This window comes from Streptomyces sp. NPDC045899, from assembly GCF_056431485.1.
The window spans coordinates 1-4,854 of record NZ_JBWKKP010000062.1 but is presented as its reverse complement, the minus strand read 5'-3'; the positions used below and the strand labels follow the sequence as shown (position 1 = coordinate 4,854).

At 71.8% G+C, this 4,854-nt stretch carries 2 protein-coding genes; both read left to right on the top strand.

The window, feature by feature from the left end:
• Positions 1–3,050 (top strand): type I polyketide synthase (locus AC07FT_RS36245; RefSeq protein WP_479180424.1); only part of this gene is annotated, 3,050 nt, incomplete at its 5' end.
• A gap of 11 nt (positions 3,051–3,061) precedes the next feature.
• The coding region (locus tag AC07FT_RS36240) for a type I polyketide synthase (RefSeq protein WP_479180423.1) at positions 3,062–4,854 on the top strand (1,793 nt) is incomplete at its 3' end.

Below are 4,854 nucleotides of genomic sequence, written 5' to 3'. Positions count from 1 at the left end.
TGGCGACACTCTGGGACCTCGGTGTGCGGCGGTTCCTGGAGCTGGGCCCGGACGCCGTCCTGACCGCCATGGCCCGTCAGTCCGTTGAGGACGACAGCGAGGCCGCGTTCGTCCCGGCCCTGCGTGCCAAGCACGCCGAGCGGGACACCTTCGCCGCCTTCCTCGGCCGTGCCCACACCGCGGGCCTGGAAGTCGACTGGAACGCCTTCTACGCCGAGTCCGGGGCGCGCCGTGTCGAGCTGCCGACCTACGCCTTCCAGCGTGAGAACTACTGGCTCGCCCGCAAGTCCGGTGCCGGTGATGCCTCGGCGGCCGGTCTGGACCGGCTGCGCCACCCGATCCTCGCCGCGGCCGTGCAGGTCGGCGATCGCGACGAGTGGGTGTTCACCGGCAGTATGTCCCAGGAGACCCAGCCGTGGACCCGCGACCACATGGTGTTCGGCATCGTCCTGGTGCCCGGCGCCGCGATGGTCGAGATGGCGCTGACCATCGGCAGGCGGCTGGGCAGCGATGTCGTGGACGAGCTGGTCATCGCCGCGCCCCTGGTCCTTGAGGACAACGTCACCCGGCAGATCCGGGTCACGGTCGGGCAGCCCGGCGAGGACGGCCGCCGCGAGATCGCCTTCTTCTCCCGGATCGAGGCGGGCGAGGACGAGGCCACCGAGCTGACCTGTCATGCCCGAGGCTGGCTGTCGGCCAAGGCTGAGCCCCTGGAGGCACTGCCCGCGCCGTGGCCGCCGGCGGACGCCGACGCCCTCGCCGTGTCCGAGCTGTACACGCTGCTCAACCGGAACGCCCACCTCACGGACGTGGGCTTCGACTACGGCCCGGCCTTCCGCGCAGTGCAGTCGGCGTGGCGCCGCGGCGACGAGGTGCTCGTCGAGCTGGCGCTGCCCGAAGTGGCGGGACCGGCGGACGGGTTCGCCATCCACCCGGCGATGTTCGACTCCGCCCTGCACGGTGGACTCGGCATGCTGGACATGGGTGAGGACAACCCCAGCGGACTGCCGTTCTCCTGGAGCGGTGTCCAGCTGGAGCGCTTCGGCCTCACCCGGGTCCGGGTGAGGATCACCCTGCCGGACCCGACCTCGCTGCGGCTCGACATCGCGGGTGAGGACGGTCTGCCGCTGGCCTGTCTGCGACGACTCGATGTCCGCCCGGTGGATCAGGCGCATCTCGAAGCCGCGCGGCAGGACGGTGAACGCCACCTCTACGAGATGGAGTGGGTCCCCGCGACGGCCGGCACCACCCGGCCGGTCGGCTTCGCCGCGATCGGCGAGGTGGGTGAGATCGGTGGGTCTATGGACCGGTTTGCCGATCTCGCCTCGCTGGAGAAGGCGTTGGCCGACGGCGCGAGCGCACCCGAGGTGGTGCTGGCCGCCGTCACCACCCCGGACGGCGAGGTACCGGGCTCCGCCCGGATCGCCGCCGGCGAGGCGTTGGGTCTGGTGCAGCAGTGGCTCGCCAGTGAGTGGCTGGGTGAGTCCCGGCTGGTCCTGGTGACGCGGGGCGCGGTCGCCGTCGACGGTGAGGCTCCCTCCGTCGCGCAGGCGGCGGTGTGGGGTCTGCTGCGCAGTGCCCAGTCCGAGCACCCGGGACGGTTCGTCCTGGTGGACCTGGACGGTGCCGAACCGGACTGGGGCGCGGTGCTCGAGACGGACGAGCCGCAGCTCGCGGTGCGCGGCGGACGGCTGCTGACGCCGCGGCTCGCGCGGAGCGCCGCGGTGGCGGCCGACCCGTCGCCGGTGTTCGACCCGGACGGGACCGTGGTGATCACCGGTGGCACGGGCGGGCTGGGGGCGGTGTTCGCCCGTCATCTGGCCTCCGCCCACGGTGTGCGCCACCTGCTGCTGCTCAGCCGTCGGGGCCTGGAGGCTCAGGGCGCGGTGGAGCTGGTGGCGGAGCTGGAGACCCGGGGGTGCCACGCCGACGTTGTCGCCTGTGACGCGTCCGACCGTGACCAACTGGCCGCCGCGCTGGGCACCTTGAAGCGTCCGGTGACCGGTGTGGTGCACGCGGCCGGTGTGCTGGATGACGGTGTGATCGAGTCGCTGTCGCCGGAGCACCTGGAGCGGGTCATGCGGCCGAAGGCGGATGCGGCGTGGCACCTGCATGAGCTGACCGCCGACGCCGGTCTCTCCGCGTTCGTGCTGTTCTCGTCGGTGGCGGCGCTGATCGGCAGCCCGGGCCAGGGCAACTACGCGTCCGCCAATGCCGCGTTGGACGCGCTCGCCGCGTCGCGCCGTGCCGCCGGCCTGCCCGCCACTTCGCTGGCGTGGGGTCTGTGGTCGGAGGCCGCGGGCATGGCCGCCCAGCTGGGCCAGGGGGAGCTGGCCCGGCTGGAGCGCATGGGCGCCAAGGCGCTCACGACCGAGCTCGGTCTCGGTCTCTTCGACGAGGCCCTCACCTTCCGGGCCGCACTGCTGGCACCGGTCCGGCTGGACATGGCGGTGTTGCGGACCCAGGCCAGGGCGGGGGCGATCCCGCCCGTACTGCGCGGGCTGGCACCCGTTCCGGTACGGCGCGTGGAGACCACGACGGTGTCGCTGCGTGACCAGCTCGCCGGAGTTGCCGTGGAGGACCGTGCGCAGATCATCCTGGACATGGTCCGTGGCCAGGTGGCGGCCGTCCTCGGCCATGCCTCGGCCGCCGCGATCGAACCCGAACGCGCCTTCCAGGAGATCGGCTTCGACTCACTCGGCGCCGTCGACCTGCGCAACCGGCTGACCCAGGCCACCGGGATGCGCCTGCCCGCCACGCTGGTGTTCGACTACCCCACACCCGCGGAGATCGCGCGTCTGCTGCTCGCCGAGTTCGGCGGTGTCGCTGCCGCCGAACCACCCATCCACAAGGAACTCAAGAAGCTGGAAGACATGCTCGCCACGGTCGCCGGGGACGACCGGCGCCAGGTGGCCGAGCGGTTGCGCCGCCTGCTGTCCGTCGTCGCCGACGACGACGGCGAAGCGGAGAGCACGGCCGAGCGCATCGAGGCGGCCAACACGATGGACGAGGTCTTCCAAATGATCGACGCCGAGTTCGGCGAAGCGTGAGGGGCGCGGAAATGGCAGAGAACACCGATCAGCAGGAGAAGATCGCCCGCTATCTCAAGAAGATGGCGAGCGACCTCAACCAGGCCCGTGCCCAGCTCCGCGAATACGAGTCCCGTGACGGCGAGCCCCTCGCCATCGTCGGCATGAGCTGCCGCTACCCGGGCGGGGTGACCTCGCCCGAGGAGCTGTGGGAGCTCGTGGCCTCCGGCCGCGATGCCATCGGTCCCTTCCCAGCCGACCGCGGCTGGGACCTGGAGCGGCTCTACGACCCGGACCCCGACCGGCTCGGCACCGTGTACACCCGCGAGGGCGGATTCGTCGACGGAGCCGCCGAGTTCGACGCGGAGTTCTTCGGGATCAGCCCGCGCGAGGCCACAGCGATGGACCCGCAGCAGCGGTTGCTGCTGGAGGCGTCGTGGGAGGCGCTGGAGGACGCGAGCATCGACCCGAACCGGCTGCGCGGCAGCAACACCGGTGTCTTCTGCGGCGTCGGCCCCTCCGACTACGCGTCGATGCCCGCCGGAGCCCTGCCCCAGATCGAGGGCTTCCGCCTGACCGGCTCCACCACCAGCGTGGTGTCCGGCCGGGTCGCCTACAGCCTGGGCCTCGAAGGTCCGGCGGTGTCCGTGGACACCGCGTGCTCAGCCTCCGCCGTGGCCCTGCACCTCGCGATGACCGCGCTGCGGGCGGGCGAGTGCTCGCTCGCGCTCGCCGGTGGTGTCACCGTGCTGGCCGGGCCGTTCCTGCACATGGAGTTCAGCCGCCAGCGCGGGCTGGCCCCCGACGGGCGCTGCAAGGCGTACTCGGCGTCGGCGAACGGCACCGGATTCTCCGACGGGCTGGGCCTGGTGGTGCTGGAGCGGCTCTCGGACGCGAAGCGCAACGGCCGCCGCATCCTGGGGCTGATCCGCGGCAGCGCGGTGAACCAGGACGGTGCGAGCAACGGTCTGACGGCGCCGAACGGTCCGTCGCAGGAGCGGGTCATCCGGCGCGCCCTGGAGAACGCCGGGCTGAGCCCGTCCGATGTGGACGCCGTGGAGGGCCATGGCACCGGCACCGTGCTCGGTGACCCGATCGAGGCTCAGGCGCTGCTGGCCACCTACGGCCGGGAGCGGGACGGGGACCCGCTGTGGCTGGGGTCGATCAAGTCCAACATCGGTCACACCTCGACCGCCGCCGGTGTGGCGGGTGTGATCAAGATGGTGATGGCGATGCGGCACGGTGTGCTGCCGCCGACGCTGCATGTCGATGAGCCGTCGCCGCACGTGGACTGGGAGTCCGGGAAGGTCCAGCTGCTCACCGAGGCTCGTGACTGGCACGTCGAGGGCCGTCCCCGCCGCGCCGCCGTGTCGTCGTTCGGTGTGAGTGGTACGAACGCGCACATCATCGTGGAGGAGGCCCCGGCGGAAGAGCCGTCCGAGGACGCGCCGGCCGATGCCTTCCGTCCCGCCGGATCGGTGCCGGTGGTGCTGTCCGCCCGTACCGACGCCGCGCTTCGGGCCCAGGCGGAGCGGCTGCGGGAGCGTGTGGCCTCCGATGGGACCGTGTCCGTGGCGGACATCGGCTTCTCCTCCGCCACGTCGCGGGCGTTGCTGGACCGTCGTGCGGTGGTGGTCGCGACGGACCGTGATGAGTTGTTGGCGCGGCTGGCCGAGGTGACGGCTGGTGAGCCTGGTGTGGCAGGTAAGTCGGCGTTTTTGTTCACGGGTCAGGGTTCGCAGCGTTCGGGGATGGGTCTGGAGTTGGCCGGGGTGTTCCCGGTGTTCGACCGCACCTTGGATGAGGTGTGTGCTGAGCTGGATCC